The following is a 21,022-nucleotide window of genomic DNA, read 5'->3' as shown; positions in this document are numbered from 1 at the left end:
GAACCTGCGGGCAAATGCCCGCCACTCTAAGAACAGGGGAATGAAATGCGCATAATCGTGCAGATGATGACTGCTGCCCTAATCGCGGCTGCCGCTGTCGGCGTTGCGAGGGCGGATATCGTGTTCGGCGTCGCGGGCCCGATGTCGGGACCGAACGCCGCCTATGGAGAACAGTACCGCGTCGGTGTCGAAACCGCGGTCGAACGCATCAACGCCAATGGCGGCGTACTCGGACAAAAGCTTGTCGTGTCGGTTGGTGACGACGTCTCCGACCCGAAGCAGGGCGTTTCGGTCGCCAACAAGTTTGTCGCCGACGGCGTCCACTATGTCGTCGGGCACTACAATTCCGGTGTCACCATTCCGGCCTCCGAAGTCTATTCGGAAAATGGCGTCCTGTTCGTGACGCCGACAGCCACCAATCCGACGGTTACCGAGCGCGGTCTGTGGAATGCGTTCAGGGCATGCGGCCGCGACGATCAGCAGGGCTCGATCGCGGCCAAATTTATTCTCGGCCGTTTCAAGGACAAGAAGATCGCCATCGTCGACGACAAGTCGACTGCGGGCAAAGGCCTCGCCGATGAAATGACCAAGGCCTACAATGCCGGTGGCGGCAAGGAAGTCCTCCACGAGGAGGTTAACCCGGGCGAGAAGGACTACAGCCCGCTGGTGACCAAGATCAAGCAATCGGGTGCCGATCTCGTCTATTATGGCGGTCAGCACACGGAGGCCGGTCTCATTGTCCGCCAGATGCACGATCAGGGCGTCGCCGCGATCCTGATGGGCGGTGACGGCATCAGCAACAGCGAATTCGGCGCCATAGCCGGTGACGGTGCTGCTGGAACCCTGATGACGTCGTTCCCCGATCCGGCGACATTCCCGGAAGCCAAGGACGCCGTCGCCGATCTGAAGGCCAGGAACGTGCCGACCGAAGCGGTGACCCTTTACGCCTACGCGGCAACGCAGATTCTTGCCGAGGCCATCGCCATGGCCAAGGCCGATGATCCGAAGGCCGCTGCCGACCACCTCCATTCCGGCGCTGCCATCTCCACGGTCCTCGGTTCGATATCCTACGACGACAAGGGGGATATCAAGCAGCCGGGCTTCGTCGTATTTGAATGGCAGAAGGTCGACGGCAAGCTGATCCCCGTCGCCCTCAAATAGAAACATCGCGTCGGCGGCCACTGGTCGCCGACGCCGTCCTGGAATGCTGGATGGCTGTCAATCCGCCGCGACCTCGAATGCCGCCCCTCAACACCTTGCGGGCCTTCGAGGCCGCTGCTCGGCATGAAAGCTTCGCCAAGGCCGCGGATGAACTCGGTGTCACGCCCGCGGCCGTGTCGCATCAGGTCAAATCCCTCGAAGCGTGGCTTGGCTCGCCGCTTTTTGTCCGGCATGCGCAAGGGCTGCATTTGACGGAAGCGGGACGCGCGGCAATCCCGGCCTTCTCCACCGCGTTTGACGCCTTGGGCCTTGCCGTTCAGGAACTGCGCATCTGGGCACCGAAATCGCAAGTGAGTATCGCTGCGCTGCCGTCCATTGCGCAACTGTGGCTGGCCCCGCGCCTGCCGGCACTGCGCGCCGCCTTGCCGGCTCTTCGTCCATCCATACACGCGCTCGAGGAGCCGCCGGATTTCAGGCGAGAGCCATTCGACCTCGCCATCTTCCTGACAAGGCGAAGAGCCAGTGGCAGCCGTTCGTTCAAGCTTTGCGACGATGTTCTGTTTCCGGTCTGTACCCCGGCTTGGCCTCACAACTGAAAACGCCCGCGGATCTCGCCTCGCAGCTCTTGTTGTGGGACACCACTTGGACCGGTGATTGGAACCTTTGGTTCGACAGTGTCGGCATGAAAGGCCCGTCGATCGATGCCGGATCGGAGTTTTCGCTTTATAGCCTAGCACTTCAGGCCGCCATCGATGGCGCCGGCGTGCTGATGGGGCATGAGGTGCTGGTGTCTCGCGCCCTGGCATCCGGCGCGCTCGTGGCGCCGTTTTCCCAGCGGGTCCTGAGTGGCCTCAGCCTCGAAGTGCTGGCTCCAGACCGGCCACCCGCCCAGGCAGCGCAAATGATCGAATGGCTGCTTTCGCAGGCAGAGCTGACCAGCTCCGGCGAAAAAGTTTGAGCGTTGACGGTGCATGGCTGCGGCCGCCGTCGGCACGCCTGCCGGGTTCCCGGATTTCAGCGATCCGGTTTCGCTATCTTAAGCCGCCGCCAGTCCCTTGTCTGTCGTTTGCACGCGTGCTGCCGCCGCCAGAAGGTCGGTCTGGGTGATCAGACCGAGAATGCGCCGCTCACGGTCGACGATGACCACGGCATGGCTGCGGCCGTCGGTCAAAACCGGAAGCAGGCTCATCGCCGGTGTCTCGGGCGAGGCGGTGCCGGCCGGCGACATCACGCCCTTCACCGTATCGATGGCTTTCGTCAGCTCACGCAGGCCGACCGCGCCGACCAGCCTTGCATCCGCGTCGACCACCGGCAAGGTGCGGATGTTGTGGTCGAGCAGCTGCTGGCGCGCCTCGTCGAAGGTGGCTTGCTCGGGTACTGAAATCACGTCGCGGGACATGATGTCTTCGCAAAGCAGCGTCCGGTGCGACCGCACCATGGCCTGCAGCTCGACTTGTCTCAACAGCCGTTCGAGGTCGCTGCGGTCGATGTCGAAGGTCTCATCGAGCGTGGTCAGCGCCGCGTCGATATCTTCGGGCCGGAAGCCGATGCGCTGCTGCGCCGGCGGATCGGCGGTGCCGTGGCTGTTGGCGGCGGGTGCGGCGACATGCGGGTAGTTGCGCCGCGCCAGCCTGTGGAAGAGCAAGCCGAGCGTGACCAGGATGATCGAATTCAGGGCCACCGGCACGAAGGGAAACAGGAAGCCCGCGCTGACAACGGCCGGCCCGCCGAGCACCGCGGTCAGCGCCGCCGCTCCGCCCGGCGGATGCAGGCAGCGGGCGAACGACATCGCCGCGATGGCGAGCGCCACCGCAAGGCCCGAGGCTATGACCGGATCATGGATGAAATGCGCCACAGTCACACCCACCAGCGCCGATATGGAATTGCCGCCGATGATCGACCAGGGCTGCGCCAACGGGCTCGCGGGCACGGCGAAGAGAAGCACGGCGGAGGCGCCCATCGGGGCCACCAGCAGCGCCACATGCGGGCCCCCACCCATCGCCAGCCCGCTGATCAGGCCGGTCAGCGCGATGCCGATCGTGGCGCCGATGCAGGCAAGCAGCCGCTCACGCAGCGTCGCGCCGGCAAGGATGGGGACAAAAAGACGAAAGGCCATGGCAAGCTTTGTGACAAATGGATTTCTGACGATGCCGTGCAACACGCAATGCGGCCGAACCCCCGGATTTGAAAGTCAAACAAATCCGCAAAGTCACGGCCTGGCAGAATAATATTGCGCGACAGCCCTCGTTGGGATGCCGCGAACGGCTCGGACTTTGTCATCAGCGTCAAGGCCTTGCGCGCCTTTGCTGATTCTGTCCGGCAGTCAGATTGTGTTCGCCGTCAGGCGGCGGCAGCAGCCAGACCACGCAAAATGTCGGCTTTCAGGTCGTCGACATCCTCGAGGCCGATCTGCAGGCGGATCAACGGACCCTTGTAAGGGGCTTTGGCGACGACACGATCACCGAGCCAGACCGGCACCGCGAGGCTCTCATAGCCGCCCCAGGAATAGCCGAGCCCGAATATCCTGAGCGCGTCGAGGAAAGCGTGCTGCTCCTTCTGGCCGCCGCCGGCAAGCACGATGGAAAAGATGCCGCTCGAACCGCAAAAGTCGCGCTTCCACAAATCGTGGTCCGGGTGGCTGGGAAGGGCAGGGTGGAGCACGCGCGCCACCCCCTTCTGGCCTTCGAGCCAGGACGCGATGGCGAGTGCGCTGCGCTGATGGTGCTCCAGGCGCACGCCCATCGTGCGCAGGCCGCGCAGCACCTGGTAGACATCGTCGGGTCCCGCACAGCAGCCAAGCGTGCAAAAACTCTCGTAGAGCTGCTTCCAGTGGCGCTCATTGGCCGAGACCGTGCCGAGCAGCACGTCGGAATGGCCGGCCGGATACTTCGTCGCTGCGTGGATGGAGATATCGACGCCGTGGTCGAGCGGCCGGAAATAGAGCGGCGTCGCCCAGGTGTTGTCCATCATCACGATGGCGCCGGCCGCATGCGCCGCCTTGGCGATGGCCGGGATGTCCTGCAGCTCGAACGTGTTGGAGGCCGGTGATTCCGTGAACACCACCTTGGTATTGGGCTTGATCAGTGCCGCGATGCCGGCGCCGACGTCGGGAGCGTAGTACTCGATCTCGACTCCCAACCGCTTCAGCATCGTGTCGGCGAAGTTTCGCGTCGGGTGATAGACGGTGTCGACGATCAGCAGATGATCGCCCGCCGATACGAAGGCGAGCAGCGGAATGGTCACCGCAGCAAGGCCTGATGGCACCACGATCGTGCCGGCGGATCCCTCCAGCGCGTCAATAGCATGGGCAAGGGCGTCCGTCGTTGGTGTGCCGCGCGTGCCGTAGGTGTATTTCTGGTTGCGGTCCGCCATTGTGGCGGCATTGCGAAAGAGCACGGTCGAGGCGTGCACGACAGGCGGATTGACGAAGCCGAAATAGTCGTGCGGGTTGTTGCCCGAATGGGCAAGCCGCGTGTTGATGCCCATCTTGCCGATAAGCTGCTCGTTGCCGTCTTTCGCCATTCTTCGTCGCCTTGTTTGACAAGGCGCTAGCCATAGTGCGGCGCCATGGACCGTGCAACAGCACACCGTCCGCCAGGGCGCAGACTTCGAATATGCCAATTCTGCGTGAGGAGGACACCGAGCCGAGGTCGCGTGCAGAATGAAGAGCACCGATCGGCCTATTGTGGGCGGTCCTGGATGATATATAGTCAACTTCTAATATTAATCGCCGGATTGCCTCGATCAGATGCTGCCGGATGGTTTTTGCCGGCTGGCCTGTTGGTCCCTTCGATCCGGATATCGCGCTTGCAGAGCATGAGCGCGGCAAGGGGAGGAATGCCATGGCCGACGTCAAATGGACAATGAAGGCGCGCGAATTCATCAACTGCAATTGCGCCTATGGCTGCCCATGCCAGTTCAACGCCTTGCCGACATACGGATTCTGCCAGGCGGTTGCCGGCATGGAGATCGAGAGCGGCCATCACGGCAGCACCAAGCTCGACGGATTGCGGTTCGTCGGGATTTTCAGGTGGCCCGGCGCGATACACCAGGGCAAGGGCGAAGCCGCGGTGGTTATCGACGAGCGGGCGAGCGAGGCCCAACGTGAGGCGCTGCTGCGCATACTGGGCGGTCAGGACACCGAACCAGGCGCGACAATATTCCAGGTGTTTTCGACCACGCTGGTGAAATTCCATGACCCGATCTTTGCTCCGATCGAGTTCGAGGTCGATGTCGAAGCGCGAACCGGACGGCTGCACGTCAAGGGCGTGACCGACGGTCACGGCGAGCCGATCAAGAATCCGGTCACCGGCGCCGAGCATCGGGCACGCATCGACCTGCCGCGCGGCTTCGAATACGCGATTGCCGAAATCGGCCGCGGCTGGACCAAAACGACGGGACCGATCAAGTTCGAGGTGGCCGATACGCACAGCCATTTCGCCAATCTGCACCTCACGCAGAGTGGCGTCGTCCATTGACCTGATCCAATGAGTGATACAGCCCTCGAGGCGGTGCTGCGGCGCGACCGCGCGGTCGTGATGACCGCGCTCGTCGTGATTGCCGTGCTCGCCTGGGCCTATGTGCTGTGGCTCGCCACTGGCATGGCCATGCCCGCTTCCCCCATGCCGGCCGGAGCGAGCGGCGGCATGGCCGGAATGGACATGTCGAAGACGGACATGGGCGGCATGGATATGAGCTCCGCCGTGGCGCCTGGGTTCCGAGTCTGGGCACCCGCCGATTTCGCTTTCATTTTCACGATGTGGGCGGTGATGATGGTCGGTATGATGACGCCTTCGGTCGCGCCGATGCTGCTGCTCTATGCCGGTGTCGGCCGCAAGGCGCAGGCGGATGGCCGGCCTATCGCTTCGACAGGATGGTTCTTTACCGGCTATCTCGCCGTCTGGATCGTCTTCAGCATCGTGGCAACCGTTGCGCAATGGCTGCTCGCGCGCCTCGCCTTGCTCGATCCCTCAATGGCGACCGGCAGCACGATCCTCGGCGGCCTCGTCCTGATCGCCACCGGTCTCTATCAATGGACGCCGATCAAGGGCGCCTGCTTGCGCCAATGTCAGGGGCCGATCGCGTTCCTGGCCAGTCACGGCGGGTTTCGCTCGGCGCCACTCGGTGCGCTTCGGCTGGGCATTGATCACGGCCTCTATTGTCTGGGCTGCTGCTGGGCGCTGATGGCTCTGCTGTTCGTCGGCGGCGTCATGAACGTCCTGTGGATCGCCGGCATCGCCATCCTCGTTCTCCTGGAAAAGACAGTCATGGTCGGGCAGTGGATCCCGCGCATTTCCGGCATGTTGATGGTGGCGGCGGGCGCGTGGCTCATCTCTCGCGCGCTTTGACGGCGCGTGTCTGATAACAGTCTTCGGACGTGCCAATTCATCCCGCATCCAGATCAGTCACGCCAAGCCGTTGTCAGAGATGGACTTCGTCGCTGGCCCGCATTTGCGTTGAATACGCTTTGCCGACTTTATTTGCGCCGTGACTAAATCGCGGGCGCGTTTGTCTGCAATTCGGGCATTTCCGACAATCGATTTTCAAACACGTTCGGATTCGGTCATTTCCCTTGACCTCACAAGAATTATCGCCTTCGATGCTGTTCGTGAATGGGAGGCGGCGCGTCGGTTACGACGTGGGATTCCGGGAATGGGCTGGAATGGGAGCTGCGTTCACACGGGAAAAAAGATCAGGGTTTGCCTGAAAAACAGAGAAAAGGGTCTGTGGGTCATGAAACATATTGCTATCGGCATTCTTGGCGCCGCTACGCTTGGACTGATGGCGTCGGCCGCGTCGGCTACGACGCTCGATACCGTCAAGGCGAAGGGCTTCATCCAATGCGGCGTCTCGACCGGTTTGGCCGGCTTCTCGGCGCCGGACGACAAGGGTGAGTGGCAAGGCATCGACGCGGATTTCTGCCGCGCCGTAGCCGCCGCTGTCTTCGGTGACGGCACCAAGGTCAAGTTCACGCCGCTCAGCGCCAAGGAACGTTTCACCGCGCTGCAGTCCGGCGAGGTCGACATCCTGTCGCGCAACACCACCTGGACCATCAACCGCGACACCGCACTTGGCCTGAACTTTGTCGGCGTCACCTACTATGACGGTCAGGGCTTCATGATCAACGCCAAGAAGCTGCCAGGCGTCAATTCGGCGCTGCAGCTTTCCGGCGCCGCAGTCTGCGTGCAGAGTGGCACCACCACCGAGCTCAATCTCGCCGACTACTTTAAGGCGAACAAGATGGAGTACAATCCGGTCGTCTTCGAAAAGCTCGAAGAGGTCAACGCCGCTTATGACGCCGGCCGCTGCGACGTCTACACCACCGACCAGTCGGGCCTGTACGGCATCCGCCTGACGCTGGCGTCACCGGCCGATCACGTCGTGCTGCCCGAGATCATCTCCAAGGAGCCGCTCGGCCCGGCCGTGCGCCAGGGCGACGACCAGTGGTACCACATCGTCAAGTGGACCTATTTCGCGCTGTTGCAGGCGGAAGAGCTCGGCATCACCAAGGCCAATGTCGATGAAATGAAGAACTCCCCCAGCCCGGAGATCAAGCGTGTGCTCGGCCAGGAAGCCGACACCAAGATCGGCACCGATCTCGGCGTCTCCAACGACTGGGTCGTCAACATCGTCAAGGCCGTCGGCAACTACGGAGAACTGTTCGACCGCAATGTCGGCTCGGGTAGCCCGCTCAAGATCGCCCGCGGCATCAATGCGCTGTGGACCAAGGGCGGCCTGCAATACGCTCCGCCGATCCGCTGACCGAAATGTGATCTGGGAGGCAGATCGTCTGCCTCCCGGTTTCTCTTTCCAGGGGATGGTCGAATGGCATCGCAGGAAGTTCTTCGCGAGGCGCCAAGTCGCGCTTCTCTTATAAACGATCCCAAAGTCCGTAGCATTTTCTACCAATGCCTGGTCGTTGCTTTGCTGGTGTCGGGTGTCTGGTGGATCGTCCACAACACCATCGTAAACCTCACGAACCTTCACATTGCCTCCGGCTTCGGCTTTCTGAAGGGCCGCGCCGGTTTCGACATCTCGGACACGCCCATCGCCTACACGTCTGACTCCACCTATGGCCGGGCCATCATCGTCGGCCTGATCAATACGTTGATCGTCGCCTTTGTCGGCATCATCACCGCCACCATCATCGGTTTCATCGTCGGCATCGGCCGGCTGTCGAAAAACTGGCTGATCCAGAAAATCTGTACCGTTTATGTCGAGGTGTTCCGCAACATCCCGCCGCTGCTGGTCATCTTCTTTTGGTATTCCGGCGTGCTGGCCGTGCTGCCGGCGCCGCGTGACAGCTATCACCTGCCTTTCGGATCCTTCCTCAACCAGCGCGGCTTCTATTTCCCGCGCGCTATTTGGGGTGACGGCTCCTGGCTGATCGTGGTGGGTCTGCTTGTCGGCATCGCCATGGCGTGGTTCGTCGCCCGCAAGGCGCATCAGCGGCAGATGGCGACCGGCCAGCAATTCCCGGTGTTCTGGACATCACTGGCGCTGATTGTCGGGCTGCCGTTGCTCGCCTATGCGCTGAGCGGCTTTCCGCTGACTTTCGATTTTCCCAAACAGTCCACCTTCAACCTGAGCGGCGGTTTCGTGGTGAAGCCGGAGTTTCTGTCACTCTATCTGGCGCTGTCGTTTTATACCGCCGCTTTCATCTCCGAGATCGTGCGCGCCGGTATTCGCGGAGTTGCCAAGGGCCAGAGCGAGGCCTCGGCTGCGCTTGGTCTGCGTGCCGGCCAGGCGTTGCGGTTGGTCGTCGTGCCGCAGGCCATGCGCATCGTCATTCCGCCACTGGCCAGCCAGTATCTCAACCTAACCAAGAATTCCTCGCTCGCCATCGCCATCGGCTATCCCGACCTGACGGCGACGACCGGAACGGTGCTCAACCAGACCGGCCAGGCAGTGGAGTGCGTGGTCATCATGATGGTGATCTATCTGGCCATCAGCATCCTGACCTCGCTGCTGATGAACTGGTTCAATGCCAAAATGGCGCTGGTGGAGAGGTAAGGACATGCAAGAACATGATATGTCCTGGGTTCGCACCGAAATGATGCTGGCGCAACCGGCGCCTGCCGGCGTCACGGGCTTCAGCGCGTGGGTGCGAAGGAACCTGATCGCCTCGGTAGGCGATACCATTATGACCATAATCGGTTTGGCGCTGGTGGTGATGATCCTGCCGCAAATCATCAACTGGGCCTTCATCAGCGCTGTGTGGACGGGACCGAACCGGACCGTATGCGCCACGGTAACGCAAGGCGGAATTCAGCCGGACGGCTGGTCTGGCGCATGCTGGGCCTTTGTGAACGCCAAGTTTGGCCAGTTCATGTTCGGAACCTATCCGATCGAGGAGCGCTGGCGGCCAATTCTGGTCGGCATACTGCTCGTCGTGCTTATGGTGCCGATGCTGATGCCGAGCGTGCCGCGCAAGGGCCTCAACGCCCTGCTGCTGATCGTCGGTTTACCTGTTGTGGCGTTCTTCCTCCTGGTGGGCGGCGTGTTCGGTCTGGAGCATGTCGAAACCGCGCGCTGGGGCGGCTTGCTGGTAACGCTGTCGCTGTCTTTCGTGGCCATCGTCGTGTCGTTGCCGCTTGGCATCGTACTGGCGCTTGGCCGGCGCTCCAAAATGCCTGTTGTCAAGATGCTGTGCGTCATCTTCATCGAAGCCGTGCGTGGCATTCCGTTGATCACCGTTCTGTTCATGGCCAGCGTCATGCTGCCGCTGTTCCTGCCGCCGGGCGTCACCTTCGACAAGTACCTGCGCGCGCTGATCGGCGTGTCGTTGTTTGCGGCCGCCTATATGGCCGAAGTGGTGCGTGGCGGCCTGCAGGCGATTCCCAAGGGGCAGTATGAAGGCGCCGATCTCGCTCGGTCTCGGCTATTGGCAGAAGATGTATTTCATTGTCATGCCTCAGGCGCTGAAGCTGGTCATTCCGGGCATCGTCAACACCTTTATCGGCATGTTCAAGGACACCAGCCTGGTCACCATCATCTCGATGTTCGACCTGCTTGGCATCGTCAAGCAGAACTTCTCCGACGCCAACTGGGCGACGGCGCAGACGGCCAAGTCCGGCCTGATCTTTGCCGCCTTCGTCTTCTGGCTGTTCTGCTTCGGCATGTCGCGCTATTCAATGTACACCGAACGCCGGCTCGACACCGGCCACAAACGCTAACAAAAGAACAAGGGGACCCTGTCATGGCCACCGAAAACGCCGTCAGCGCGGAAGAGATCAAGGTCAACGCCGCCAAGATGCACATCTCGACCACCGATGTCGCCATCGACATCATCGCCATGCACAAATGGTACGGTGAGTTCCATGTGCTGAAGGACATCAACCTGAAGGTGATGCGCGGCGAACGCATCGTCATCTGCGGACCGTCCGGCTCCGGCAAATCGACCATGATCCGCTGCATCAACCGGCTGGAGGAGCACCAGAAGGGCAAGATCATCGTCGACGGCAAGGAACTGACCAACGATCTGAAGAAGATCGACGAGGTGCGCCGCGAGGTCGGCATGGTGTTCCAGCACTTCAACCTGTTCCCGCATCTGACCATCCTGGAGAACTGCACGCTGGCGCCGATCTGGGTGCGCAAGACGCCGAAGAAGCAGGCCGAGGAAATCGCCATGCATTTCCTCAAGCGCGTGAAAATCCCCGAGCAGGCAAACAAATATCCGGGCCAGCTATCGGGCGGTCAGCAGCAGCGCGTGGCGATCGCCCGTTCGCTGTGCATGAACCCGCGCATCATGCTGTTCGACGAGCCGACCTCGGCGCTCGATCCGGAAATGATCAAGGAAGTGCTGGAGACCATGGTCGGCCTCGCGGAAGAAGGCATGACCATGCTGTGCGTCACCCACGAGATGGGCTTTGCCCGCAAGGTCGCCAACCGGGTGATCTTCATGGACCAGGGCCAGATCGTCGAGCAGAACACGCCGGCCGAATTCTTCGACCACCCGCGCCACGAGCGCACGAAACTGTTCCTGTCGCAGATCCTGCACTAGGCTTTTGATGACCAAGGAGAGCCCGGCTGAAGCAGTGCCGGGCTCTTTTGCGTATGGATAGGCAGAGGCGGGCGGTTCGTGTCGCGCCGGGATGCGTTTGCAGGGCCGCCATTCATGAAAAAGCTCGGCCGTTTTCTTGGTCTGCTGTTGATCGCGGTCGTGCTCGCCGTCACGCTCGGCACTTTCGTGCCGCGGCCGCTCTGGCAAACAGCCGGCGACAAGTCTGTGACGCGTCATATCCTGGTGCTGAGAAACCCGATCCACACCGACATCGCCATCCCGGTCGACGATGCGGTGCGCCAACGCTTTCATTTTCTGGTCGAAGCCGGCATCCCGGCCGACGCGCCGGAGGTGCGCTACATCGTCTTCGGCTGGGGCGGCCGCGCCTTCTATCTGGAAACGCCGACCTGGTCTGAGCTGAAAGCCGTTCCGGTGATGAAAGCGCTGACCCTCGACGCGTCGGTCATGCATGTCGATGTCGCCGGCGATATCGTCGAACCGCATCCCGATGTCGCCGGCTTCGACATCGGTAATGACCAGTTCGCGGCCTTGCTTGATTTCATCCAGGCCAGCTTTCAGCAGGGACCGAGCGGTCCGATCCATATCCAGAATGCCGCTTATTCCAGATTCGACGGCTTCTTCGAAGCCAACGGCCATTTCAACGCACTGGTCGGCTGCAACACGTGGACGGCGGCGGCACTGCGCACCGCCGGTCTGCGCACTGGCTGGTGGAACCCGCTGCCGGTGTCGCTGGGGCTGTCGATGCGGCTCTATAACTAGCGCCTTTCCGCAGACAAGCTGAAAAACATGCCTCGATTTCAGCGCCGGATGATTTTCTGCTGCTCCCAGCCATAGAGCCAGTCGAGGTCGGCGGCGAGTTTATCCGAGGAGCGCATGGTGAGGAACAGATTGCGGGCGATGGCGACGGGGCCGGCAGCATGCCAGGCAAGGCGGTTGACGGCGCCACGGCGAGCAACTCTCGCCACACGCGGCCGTCGCAAGTTCTCCCAGATCCGAAGACTTTCCACTGGATCGGCAGGGAATTCGGCCATGACATTGGCAAGCGTCGCCGCATCCTCGATCGCCATCGCCGCGCCTTGTGCCGCGAAGGGTGTCATCGCATGCGCGGCATCGCCGATCAGTGCGATGCCGGCTGGCGTTGTCCAGGGCTGCTTCTGTTCGACGGTGTGGAGCGGCCAGGTCAGCCACGGGCCCGCCATTTCCATCAACTTTACGAGTCCTGGCGCGGTGCCGCGCATAGCGGTGGCGAGGATGCCGGGATCGGCATGGCCGGACCAGCCCTCGGCAATGCGCTCGCCTTTGGTGAAGGCGACGAGATTGAAGGCGTCACCCTTGCTGACGGGATAGGCAACCATGTGGAAACCCGGATGCAGAAAAGTCGTGACGCAATCGACCGCGCCGATCGCGGCAAAGGCTTGCCCAGCGGTGCTGTCGGCCGCGACGGTGGCGCGCCAGGCCAACTGTCCCGAAAAACGGCTTCTTGGCGATGCCACCCTCTTGGTCGAATCGACAAGTGCGCGCACCGAGGACCAGACGCCATCGGCGCCGACCAGCAAGGAGCCTTGTGCCTCGGCCGTCTTGCCATTGACCTCGACACTCGCCGTAACACCATGGCTGCCGGTGGCAATGCTGGCGACGCGCGCACCGGTGGTGAGATGAATACCCGGCATATCGGCAACACGCGCTGTCAGTGCGCTGTGCAGGTCGGCCCTGTGGGCGACGAGATAAGGCGCCCCCCAACGCCTTTCGCCCGCTTGCCCCAGCGGCACGCGGGCCAGTTCGCGCAACGTCGCGGCGTCCTTCAGCACCACCGCTTCCGGCATAACCGCTGTCCGCAACAGCCGGTCCAGCACGCCGAGGTCTCGCAGGATGCGTGTCGCGTTGGGAGAAAGCTGGAGGCCGGCACCCACGGCTTCGAGGCGCGGAACCTGTTCGAACACCCGCACGGGGTAGCCGCGTGCGGCGAAGGCGAGGGCGGCTGTCAGCCCGGCAACGCCGGCCCCGGCGACGATGACTTGCCGGAGTTGCGCGTCGTGCATGGGCTCAGCCGCTGGAGGCTCAGGCGGCCTGGTCGATGTAGAGGCAGCCAGCCGGCAGCGTTTCCGTCGCCTTCAGCTTCGGCGAATAGCGGTAGAGCGTCGAGCAATAGGGGCAGACTTTCTCATTGTCGTCGCCCATGTCGAGAAACACATGCGGATGGTCGAAAGGCGGGTTGGCGCCCGTGCACATGAATTCCTTGACCCCGATGTCGATCGCCGGATGGCCCGCATCGTTCTGGAAATGGGGAATGGAACCGCCTGCCATCGTCGTCTCCTTAACGCAGTCTCGCATGCATCTGGATCATAACAGGTCTCTTTGCAAGATCGATGAAATCAAACTGTCGCAAAAGCCTGTCAGAGGATAAGTTAAGCCGGTTAAGCGCGTGAGCGCGGACGCAAAGCGATTCCGCGACCGATCATGCGACACAAAGGCATGTTAGAGCGTCTATCGCCATCTGGCGGCGCTGCAAAAGGAACGGTTACGGGCAGGGATCATGAACGAACTGAAGCCGGTGCAGAGCGAATTCGTCAATGTCGAGGTGGCCAGTTCGGAAGGCGGCAACCCCGATCGCTTTGTCAACCGCGAGTTTTCCTGGCTGCAGTTCAATCGCCGCGTGCTCGAGGAATCGCTGAACACCCATCATCCGCTGCTGGAGCGTGTCCGCTTCCTGTCGATCTCGGCAGCCAATCTCGACGAGTTCTTCATGGTGCGCGTCGCTGGCCTCGCCGGCCAGGTGCGCGAAGGAATCACGCTGAAAAGCCCCGATGGCCGCACGCCCGAGCAGCAGCTCGAACAATTGCTGCGCGAGGTCGAACGGCTGCAGGAAGACCAGCAGAAGAGCCTTTCGGCACTCACCGTGCTGCTCAACAAGGAAGGCATCGAGAGCATCACCCGCGACGCTCTGACCAAGGACGAGAAGGTCTGGCTGGAGGACCATTTCCAGGACCAGGTGTTTCCGGTGCTTACGCCGCTGTCGATCGACCCGGCGCATCCGTTCCCGTTCATTCCCAATCTCGGCTTCTCGATGGCGCTGCAGCTGCGCCACCGCAAGAATGGCGAGGAGATGAGTGCGCTGTTGCGCCTGCCGGTGGCGCTGAAGCGCTTTATCCGTTTGCCCGATCGCAAGCACCATGTCCGCTTCATTCCGCTGGAAGAGGCGGTCGGCCTCTATATCGGCAAGCTGTTTCCGGGCTATGAGGTCAAGGGTTCCGGCACGTTCCGCATCATTCGAGACAGCGATATCGAGGTCGAGGAGGAGTCGGAAGATCTCGTGCGCCTGTTCGAGACGGCGCTGAAGCGCCGCCGCCGCGGTTCGGTGATTCGCATCGAATTCGACAAACTTATGCCTGGCGAACTGCGCGAATTCGTGGCCGGCGAGCTTGGCGTATCGTCGAGCCGCATCAGCGTGCTCACCGGACCGCTGGCGCTCAGCCAGATCTCCGAGATTGTCTCCATCCCTCGCGATGACCTGAAGTTCACGCCCTACAATCCGCGCTTTCCCGAGCGCATCCGTGAGCATGGCGGCGACTGTTTTGCCGCCATTCGCGAGAAGGACATCGTTGTCCACCACCCCTACGAATCCTTCGACGTCGTCGTGCAGTTCCTGCGCCAGGCGATGGCCGATCCCGAAGTGGTGGCGATCAAGCAGACGCTTTACCGCACCTCCAACGACAGCCCGATCGTGCGCGCGCTGGTCGACGCGGCCGAGGCAGGCAAGTCGGTGACCGCACTTGTCGAGCTCAAGGCCCGGTTCGACGAGGAAGCCAACATCCGCTGGGCGCGCGACCTCGAGCGTGCCGGCGTGCAGGTTGTGTTCGGTTTCCTCGAGTTGAAAACCCACGCCAAGATGTCGCTGGTGGTACGGCGCGAGGACGGCAAGCTGCGCAACTACGTGCATCTCGGCACCGGCAACTATCATCCGGTCACCGCGCGCATCTACACCGACCTGTCCTTCTTCACCACCGATCCGACAATCGCGCGCGATGTCGCCCAGCTGTTCAACTTCATCACCGGCTATGCCGAGCCGACCGATGAAATGCGGATTGCGATCTCGCCATTCACGCTGAGAAGCCGCATCCTCAAGCACATTTCCGACGAAGTCGCCCATGCGCTGGAAGGAAAGCCGGCGCGCATCTGGATGAAGATGAACGCGCTCGTCGACCCGATCGTCATCGACGCGCTCTATGATGCCAGCCGCGCGGGAGTGGAAATCGACCTCGTCGTGCGCGGTATCTGCTGCCTGCGGCCGCAGGTGCCGGGCCTGTCGGAAAACATCAGGGTCAAGTCGATCGTCGGCCGGTTCCTCGAACACAGCCGCATCTATTGTTTCGGCAACGGCCATGGCCTGCCCTCGGACGAGGCGATCGTCTATATCTCCTCGGCTGACCTGATGCCGCGCAATCTTGACCGTCGCGTCGAAACCATGGTGCCGATCACCAATCCAACTGTGCATGAACAGATTCTGGGCCAGATCATGCTGGGCAACATCATGGACAATCAGCAAAGTTTCGACGTATTGGCAGATGGAACCTCCCGGCGCGTCGTGCTGGAGGAGGGCGAGGAACCGTTCAACGCGCAGGAATATTTCATGACCAATCCGAGCCTGTCGGGACGGGGTGACGCGCTGAAGTCGCATGCGCCCAAGCGCATTGCGCAGTTCAAGCGCCGCAAGAAGAACGCCGCAGCGTCCACCTGATGATGTCTGATTCCCAGGGCCGGCTGCAGGACCGCCGACCGCTGTCCATCATCGACATCGGGTCGAATTCGATCCGCCTTGTTGTCTATGAAGGGCTGGCGCGCTCGCCGACCATGCTGTTCAACGAAAAGATGCTGGCCGGCCTCGGCCGCGGCATCGTTTCGACCGGCAAGCTCGACCCCGAGGCGGTGACGCGCTCGATGGAAGAGTTCCGCCGCTTTCGTGCGCTGTCCGACCAGGCCGGCTCCGAGCATATGTATGTTCTGGCCACCGCCGCGGCGCGTGAGGCGATCAACGGTCCCGATTTCATCCACCGCGCCGAAGAGGTGCTGAAAACCGAAATCCGGGTGATCAGCGGGCGTCAGGAAGCTTATTATTCGGCGCTTGGTGTCATTTCGGGCTTCCACCCGGCCAATGGCATTGCCGGCGATCTGGGTGGCGGCAGCCTCGAACTGGTCGACGTCAATGGCGAGGCGATCGGTGACGGTATAACGCTGCCGCTCGGTGGCCTGCGCCTGCAGGACATGGCGAAAAACTCGCTCACCCAGGCGCAGAAGATCGCGCGCGACGAGCTGGCGCGGGCCAAGCTGTTGAAAGGCGGGCAGGGCCGGCCCTTCTATGCCGTCGGCGGCACCTGGCGAAACCTCGCCCGGCTGCACATGGAGATGAACAACTACCCGCTCGGCGTCATGCACCACTACGAGATGTCGGCCGACAGTGCGGCGAACTTTCTCAAGCAGGTGGCCAAAGCCGAGATCGAGAAGGTCAAGGGGATCGAAGGCGTTTCCAAGAATCGCCGCTCGCTGCTGCCCTATGGCGCCATCGTGTTGCAGGAGATCATGGCGGCGATGCAGCCGTCGAAGATCATCGTCTCGGCGCTCGGTGTGCGCGAAGGTTTTCTCTATTCGCTGCTCGACGAGGCCGAGCAGAAGGCCGATCCGTTGATCTCCGCGTCCGAGGAGCTCGCCCGGTTGCGCTCGCGCTCCGTCACTCATGCGCATGAGCTGGTCGACTGGACAGCCAAATCCTTCGCCGCCTTCGGCATCGACGAGACCGAGGACGAGGCGCGCTACCGCCACGCGGCCGCATTGCTGGCCGATATCGGCTGGCGCGCGCATCCCGAATACCGCGGCAGGCAGTCGCTCAACATCATTGCCCATGCCTCTTTCTACGGCGTCGACCATCCCGGCCGCGCCTTCCTGGCGTTGGCCAATGCCTATCGTCACGACGGCATCTTCAACGAATCCATCGCACCCGAAATCAAGGCGCTGGCGACGCCGCGCTACCTCGAGCGGGCTCGGGTGCTGGCGGCGATGATGCGGGTTGTCTATCTGCTGACGGCCTCGATGCCCGGCATCATGCCCAGGCTGAAATGGGAGCCGCGCGCCAACGGCGTACTGGCGCTGGTGTTGCCCGCTTCGCTCTCCGACCTCTATGGCGAGCGCCCGGCCGGCCGCCTGGCGCAGCTGGCGCGCATCACCAACCGCCGCCTGGTGTTGGCCGTGGAGGGCGGGCCTAGCGTTTCGGTGAAGTAGCGTGTTCTGGTAGGCGGAGGCTCAGGTCGCGTCCGCACCGATGCCGAAACCGCGTCCGTCGGCCGACCAGGCTCCGGCACCAGCCATCGCCAGTGCCAGGAAACCGCCTGATATCGCAATGTCCTTCATCAGCATCTGCTGTTGCAGGAAGGCGAGCATCGCGTCGCCGGCGCCCTGGCCGAAATGGCCGATGAAGCCGGCAACCACGCAGAAAGCCGCCAGCAACAGCGCCACGATCCGGGTCTGGAAGCCGATGAGGATCAGCAAGCCGGCGATCAGCTCGAACAGACCCGTGCCCCAGGCGGCGAGCGTCGGCAGCGGCAGGCCGAGGCCGGCGAAATAATCTGATGTACCGGCGATGTTGGCGATCGCCTGGAAGCCGGATGGTACGAACATCACGGCAAACAGCAGTCGCGAAACCAGAAGCAATGCATTGCGAGCCATGGCCACCTCCCTTGCCGGCGCCAGATTGGGTCCGAGCCGGTCACCGAGCAGTCTACGCCTGCGCAGCGGCGGCTGGAACCGAACCGGCTACTTCAAACAACGAAAAAGCGGCGCGGAAATTCCGCGCCGCTTCGGTCAAGGCCCGGGAGGGGGCTTGGGAGGGAGGTTCAGCCGCGCTTGGCGTCGATCGAGTAGGCGCCGGCGCCCGATGAAGCCAGCAGCAGGAAGCCGCCGGTGATGGCGAGGTTCTTGAGAAACTGGATCATCTGCATCTGGTCGGCCCAGCCGGTGTGGGCGACAAGCCCGGTGGCGATCGTGAAGACCGCGAGCACCCAGGCGGCGCTCCTGGTCTGGAAACCGACGAGGATGGCGAGGCCACCGAGCAGTTCGATCAGGCCGACGACTACGGCCGTTACGGTCGGAAGGGGCAGGCCGAGACCGCCGAAATAGGCAGCGGTGCCGGATATCGCGGTGAGCTTGCCGAAACCGGAAAGCAGGAAAATGACCGCGAGCAGGATGCGGCCGAGCAGGATGGTGACAGAACTGTTGGACGCGGTACCGGCGCCGGCGGTGGAAGTGTTGATGGACATGGTGACTCTCCGAATGGGTTGAATGCCGGAGAGATAGACGATGCTGACTGTTCACCAAAGCCGCCTATCCGGCGACACATCGTTCACAGGGCGTACATTTCCGTGATCGGCCAGGAGGCGCGAAATTCGTGTCGGGTGATGTGGTGACGGGAGTAAATTCTCCCGCCGCAAAACACTTTACCCCGGATGCGTCATGTCCTCCGGCCGCACCAGCCGGTCATAGTCGGCCTCGCTGACCAGTCCGGTGGCCAGCGCTTCCTCGCGCAGCGTCGTGCCGTTCTTGTGTGCCGTCTTGGCGATCTTGGCGGCGTTGTCGTAGCCGATGGTGGGCGCAAGCGCCGTCACCAGCATCAGCGAGCGGTCGAGCGCCGCTTTGATGTTGTCTTCCCGCGCCTCGATGCCGACGACGCAATTATCGGTGAAGGAGACCGATGCGTCGGCGAGCAACTGCACCGACTGCAGGAAATTGTAGGCCATCAGCGGGTTGTAGACATTGAGCTCGAAATGACCCTGGCTGCCGGCGAAGGTCACTGCTGTGTTGTTGCCGAACACCTGCACGCAGACCTGCGTCATCGCTTCGCACTGCGTCGGGTTGACCTTGCCCGGCATGATCGACGAGCCGGGTTCGTTTTCCGGCAGTGACAACTCGCCGAGGCCCGAGCGCGGGCCGGAACCGAGGAAGCGGATGTCGTTGGCGACCTTGAACAGCGCGGCGGCCGCCGCGTTGATGGCGCCGTGTGAGAACACCATGGAATCATGTGCCGCGAGCGCCTCGAACTTGTTCGGCGCGGTGACGAAGGCAATGCCGGTGATGGCGGCGATGCGATCAGCCACCCTTTCGGCGAAGCCGACCGGCGCGTTGAGGCCGGTGCCGACAGCGGTGCCGCCCTGCGCCAGTTCCTGCAGGCCGGGCAGCGTCAGTTCGATGCGCTTGATCGACGAGGCGACCTGCGCCGCATAGCCCGAGAATTCCTGGCCCAGCGTCAGCGGCGTGGCATCCTGCGTGTGCGTGCGGCCGATCTTGATGATGTGGTTGAACTCCCTGCTCTTGGCAGCGAGCGCCTTGTGCAGGTGCTTCAGCGCCGGCAACAGATCGTGCACGATGCGCTCGGCGCAGGCGATATGCATGGCCGTCGGATAGGTGTCGTTCGACGACTGGCTCATATTGACGTGGTCGTTGGGGTGCACCGGCTTCTTCGAGCCCATGACGCCGCCCAGCATTTCGATCGCCCGATTGGAGATCACCTCATTGGCGTTCATGTTGGACTGCGTGCCCGAGCCGGTCTGCCAGACCACCAGCGGGAAATGGTCATTAAGCTTGCCGTCGATGACCTCTTGCGCCGCCTCGACAATCGTCTTGCCGATCGCCGGATCGAGCCGCTTCAGCTCCATGTTGGCTTCCGCCGCCGCCCGCTTGACGATGCCCAGCGCGCGCACGACCGAAACCGGCTGCTTTTCCCAGCCGATCTTGAAATTGCCGAGCGAGCGCTGCGCTTGCGCGCCCCAATAGCGGTCGGCGGCAACCTCGATGGGGCCGAACGTATCGGTTTCGGTTCTGGTCTTTGGCGTGCTCACGGCAACTCTCCGGTCTGTCGATTTGGGCAACGGCGTATCGCGTTGCACAAAACGCATCAAGCGGAGATTGCGGGTGGCACGGATGCAAATCGGTTGAAGATGGTTCTCCGCGAATACGCTTCGTATGTAGCTTCCCGCGGCATGTTCGCGGAACTCTTGTCCTTGACCTAACGCCCGCGGCGGCCAAATCCCGTTGGACCTGTGTGACGCCTCGTTTGCGGCGCCGCAGGTGCGGAATCCATCCTGCTGGCTTGCTGTTCCAGTCTGGTGGATCGCGATTGCAACTGGACAGAGCGTTCGGCCGCCATACGGGAGATGTGGGCGCTGAGGTCCCTTCTCGAGGCCTCTGTGCCGGACGGCGGACCATAGTCGTTGTTGCCGTCTGTGCCGGAGAAAAAGCCGCATTCGACAAGCACCCATAGCCCGCCGATATAGGGGAGGAACAACAGCAGGGACCATCGGCCCGATTTGTCCAGATCATGGTACCGCTTGATCGTTGCGGCGAAATTGACCCAGAGCGAAAGTGCGGCGCCGATGAGCAGCACCAGATTGGCACTTAGACTGTCTGAGGGAAACGCACTGAGCCTATGTCCGGCCGATGCAACTCCGACATGGACCAGGGCGGCAACGGTCACCACCAGCAGGGCCAGCACTACGAACTGGGCCAGCCACCATTGCCCACGGCCGATGCGCCCGGAAAATCCAAACAAAAGATTCATTTACATCTCCATCGGTAGTCAGGGCAATATTCACTGCGTATGTAAAAAGTTACTAAAGATGTACCGGTGAAGTAATGGGTGCGGCGGGACGATTAGTTGGATGGTTAATTGATATTAAATGGTATGTATAAATAGAGTTTGGTATTTATTTCTGCGGGCGGGGTTGCGCTCGACAGCGGGAAGCAGCTGTTTGGTTGATGATCGGATTTTACCCGGTCCGGGGCAGCAACGGGCCGCGC

19 protein-coding genes and 1 pseudogene are annotated in these 21,022 nt (G+C 62.2%); 12 read left to right on the top strand and 8 right to left on the bottom strand.

The genetic code is table 11. From position 1 onward, the window contains the following. Window positions 1-66: 66 nt before the first annotated feature. Genes AC56QX_RS27415 through AC56QX_RS27405 form a run of 3 tightly spaced genes read left to right on the top strand, consistent with a single transcriptional unit; the run spans window position 67 to window position 2,119 of the window. Window positions 67-1,161 carry a branched-chain amino acid ABC transporter substrate-binding protein gene (locus tag AC56QX_RS27415; protein WP_497117922.1) on the top strand — a complete coding sequence of 365 codons (1,095 nt, stop codon included), beginning with the start codon at window positions 67-69 and terminating at the stop codon, window positions 1,159-1,161. A 50-nt stretch (window positions 1,162-1,211) separates the two neighbouring features. Then, window positions 1,212-1,757 carry a LysR family transcriptional regulator gene (locus AC56QX_RS27410; RefSeq protein WP_497111597.1) on the top strand — a complete coding sequence of 182 codons (546 nt, stop codon included), beginning with the start codon at window positions 1,212-1,214 and terminating at the stop codon, window positions 1,755-1,757. 32 nt (window positions 1,758-1,789) lie between these two features. Further along, window positions 1,790-2,119 (top strand): LysR substrate-binding domain-containing protein, encoded by a 330-nt coding sequence (locus tag AC56QX_RS27405; protein ID WP_497111596.1) that lies wholly within the window; start codon window positions 1,790-1,792, stop codon window positions 2,117-2,119. Window positions 2,120-2,197: 78 nt separating this feature from the next. Here AC56QX_RS27405 and AC56QX_RS27400 read toward each other — a convergent pair whose 3' ends face one another. Both AC56QX_RS27400 and AC56QX_RS27395 read right to left on the bottom strand, forming a co-directional pair. After that, window positions 2,198-3,277, bottom strand: a complete 1,080-nt coding sequence (locus AC56QX_RS27400) for an HPP family protein (RefSeq protein ID WP_497111595.1) — start codon at window positions 3,275-3,277, stop codon at window positions 2,198-2,200. Window positions 3,278-3,501: 224 nt separating this feature from the next. Next, window positions 3,502-4,683 carry a cystathionine beta-lyase gene (locus AC56QX_RS27395; protein WP_497111594.1) on the bottom strand — a complete coding sequence of 394 codons (1,182 nt, stop codon included), beginning with the start codon at window positions 4,681-4,683 and terminating at the stop codon, window positions 3,502-3,504. A gap of 320 nt (window positions 4,684-5,003) precedes the next feature. On the opposite strand from AC56QX_RS27395, the gene AC56QX_RS27390 reads away from it, so the two are divergent. From AC56QX_RS27390 to AC56QX_RS27360, 7 genes and pseudogenes are all read left to right on the top strand, one after another. After that, window positions 5,004-5,639, top strand: coding sequence for a DUF1326 domain-containing protein (locus tag AC56QX_RS27390; protein WP_497111593.1), 636 nt, complete (start codon window positions 5,004-5,006; stop codon window positions 5,637-5,639). Between the two features lie 9 nt (window positions 5,640-5,648). Continuing rightward, complete coding sequence (locus tag AC56QX_RS27385) at window positions 5,649-6,509, top strand: DUF2182 domain-containing protein (protein WP_497111592.1); 861 nt, start codon at window positions 5,649-5,651, stop codon at window positions 6,507-6,509. 385 nt (window positions 6,510-6,894) lie between these two features. After that, window positions 6,895-7,923 (top strand): amino acid ABC transporter substrate-binding protein, encoded by a 1,029-nt coding sequence (locus AC56QX_RS27380; RefSeq protein ID WP_475451430.1) that lies wholly within the window; start codon window positions 6,895-6,897, stop codon window positions 7,921-7,923. 63 nt (window positions 7,924-7,986) lie between these two features. Beyond that, on the top strand, window positions 7,987-9,174 hold the full coding sequence (locus AC56QX_RS27375) for an amino acid ABC transporter permease (protein WP_497111591.1): 1,188 nt from the start codon (window positions 7,987-7,989) through the stop codon (window positions 9,172-9,174). Window positions 9,175-9,178: 4 nt separating this feature from the next. Beyond that, window positions 9,179-10,337, top strand: a pseudogene (locus AC56QX_RS27370) (amino acid ABC transporter permease). Window positions 10,338-10,414: 77 nt separating this feature from the next. Next, window positions 10,415-11,164 (top strand): amino acid ABC transporter ATP-binding protein, encoded by a 750-nt coding sequence (locus AC56QX_RS27365; protein ID WP_031240865.1) that lies wholly within the window; start codon window positions 10,415-10,417, stop codon window positions 11,162-11,164. 114 nt (window positions 11,165-11,278) lie between these two features. After that, window positions 11,279-11,944: a TIGR02117 family protein gene (locus AC56QX_RS27360; RefSeq protein ID WP_497111590.1), complete on the top strand. Its 666-nt coding sequence runs from the start codon at window positions 11,279-11,281 to the stop codon at window positions 11,942-11,944. A gap of 38 nt (window positions 11,945-11,982) precedes the next feature. Here AC56QX_RS27360 and AC56QX_RS27355 read toward each other — a convergent pair whose 3' ends face one another. Both AC56QX_RS27355 and AC56QX_RS27350 read right to left on the bottom strand, forming a co-directional pair. Further along, window positions 11,983-13,224, bottom strand: a complete 1,242-nt coding sequence (locus AC56QX_RS27355) for an FAD-dependent monooxygenase (RefSeq protein ID WP_497111589.1) — start codon at window positions 13,222-13,224, stop codon at window positions 11,983-11,985. Between the two features lie 19 nt (window positions 13,225-13,243). Then, window positions 13,244-13,489 carry a zinc-finger domain-containing protein gene (locus AC56QX_RS27350; RefSeq protein WP_015318409.1) on the bottom strand — a complete coding sequence of 82 codons (246 nt, stop codon included), beginning with the start codon at window positions 13,487-13,489 and terminating at the stop codon, window positions 13,244-13,246. 229 nt (window positions 13,490-13,718) lie between these two features. On the opposite strand from AC56QX_RS27350, the gene AC56QX_RS27345 reads away from it, so the two are divergent. Together AC56QX_RS27345 and ppx are read left to right on the top strand one after the other, a co-directional pair. Next, window positions 13,719-15,920 carry an RNA degradosome polyphosphate kinase gene (locus tag AC56QX_RS27345; RefSeq protein WP_497111588.1) on the top strand — a complete coding sequence of 734 codons (2,202 nt, stop codon included), beginning with the start codon at window positions 13,719-13,721 and terminating at the stop codon, window positions 15,918-15,920. Further along, a complete protein-coding gene (ppx, locus tag AC56QX_RS27340; RefSeq protein WP_497111587.1) occupies window positions 15,920-17,455 on the top strand; it encodes an exopolyphosphatase in 1,536 nt (511 codons plus the stop codon). Before AC56QX_RS27345 ends, ppx begins: the two co-directional genes overlap by 1 nt. A 21-nt stretch (window positions 17,456-17,476) precedes the next feature. Here ppx and AC56QX_RS27335 read toward each other — a convergent pair whose 3' ends face one another. The 4 genes from AC56QX_RS27335 to AC56QX_RS27320 form a co-directional block, all read right to left on the bottom strand. Further along, the gene (locus AC56QX_RS27335) at window positions 17,477-17,899 is read right to left on the bottom strand and encodes a DoxX family protein (protein WP_497111586.1); all 423 of its coding nucleotides are present in this window, start codon (window positions 17,897-17,899) and stop codon (window positions 17,477-17,479) included. Between the two features lie 167 nt (window positions 17,900-18,066). Then, complete coding sequence (locus tag AC56QX_RS27330; protein WP_497111585.1) at window positions 18,067-18,489, bottom strand: DoxX family protein; 423 nt, start codon at window positions 18,487-18,489, stop codon at window positions 18,067-18,069. Between the two features lie 177 nt (window positions 18,490-18,666). Beyond that, window positions 18,667-20,064: a class II fumarate hydratase gene (fumC, locus tag AC56QX_RS27325; RefSeq protein ID WP_497111584.1), complete on the bottom strand. Its 1,398-nt coding sequence runs from the start codon at window positions 20,062-20,064 to the stop codon at window positions 18,667-18,669. Between the two features lie 167 nt (window positions 20,065-20,231). After that, on the bottom strand, window positions 20,232-20,783 hold the full coding sequence (locus tag AC56QX_RS27320; RefSeq protein ID WP_497111583.1) for a DUF805 domain-containing protein: 552 nt from the start codon (window positions 20,781-20,783) through the stop codon (window positions 20,232-20,234). Between the last annotated feature and the right edge of the window lie 239 nt (window positions 20,784-21,022).

Source organism: Mesorhizobium sp. RCAM 06353 (genome assembly GCF_059683585.1).
The sequence above is the reverse complement of the archived record's forward strand: the minus strand, read 5'-3'. Positions and strand labels throughout refer to the sequence as shown.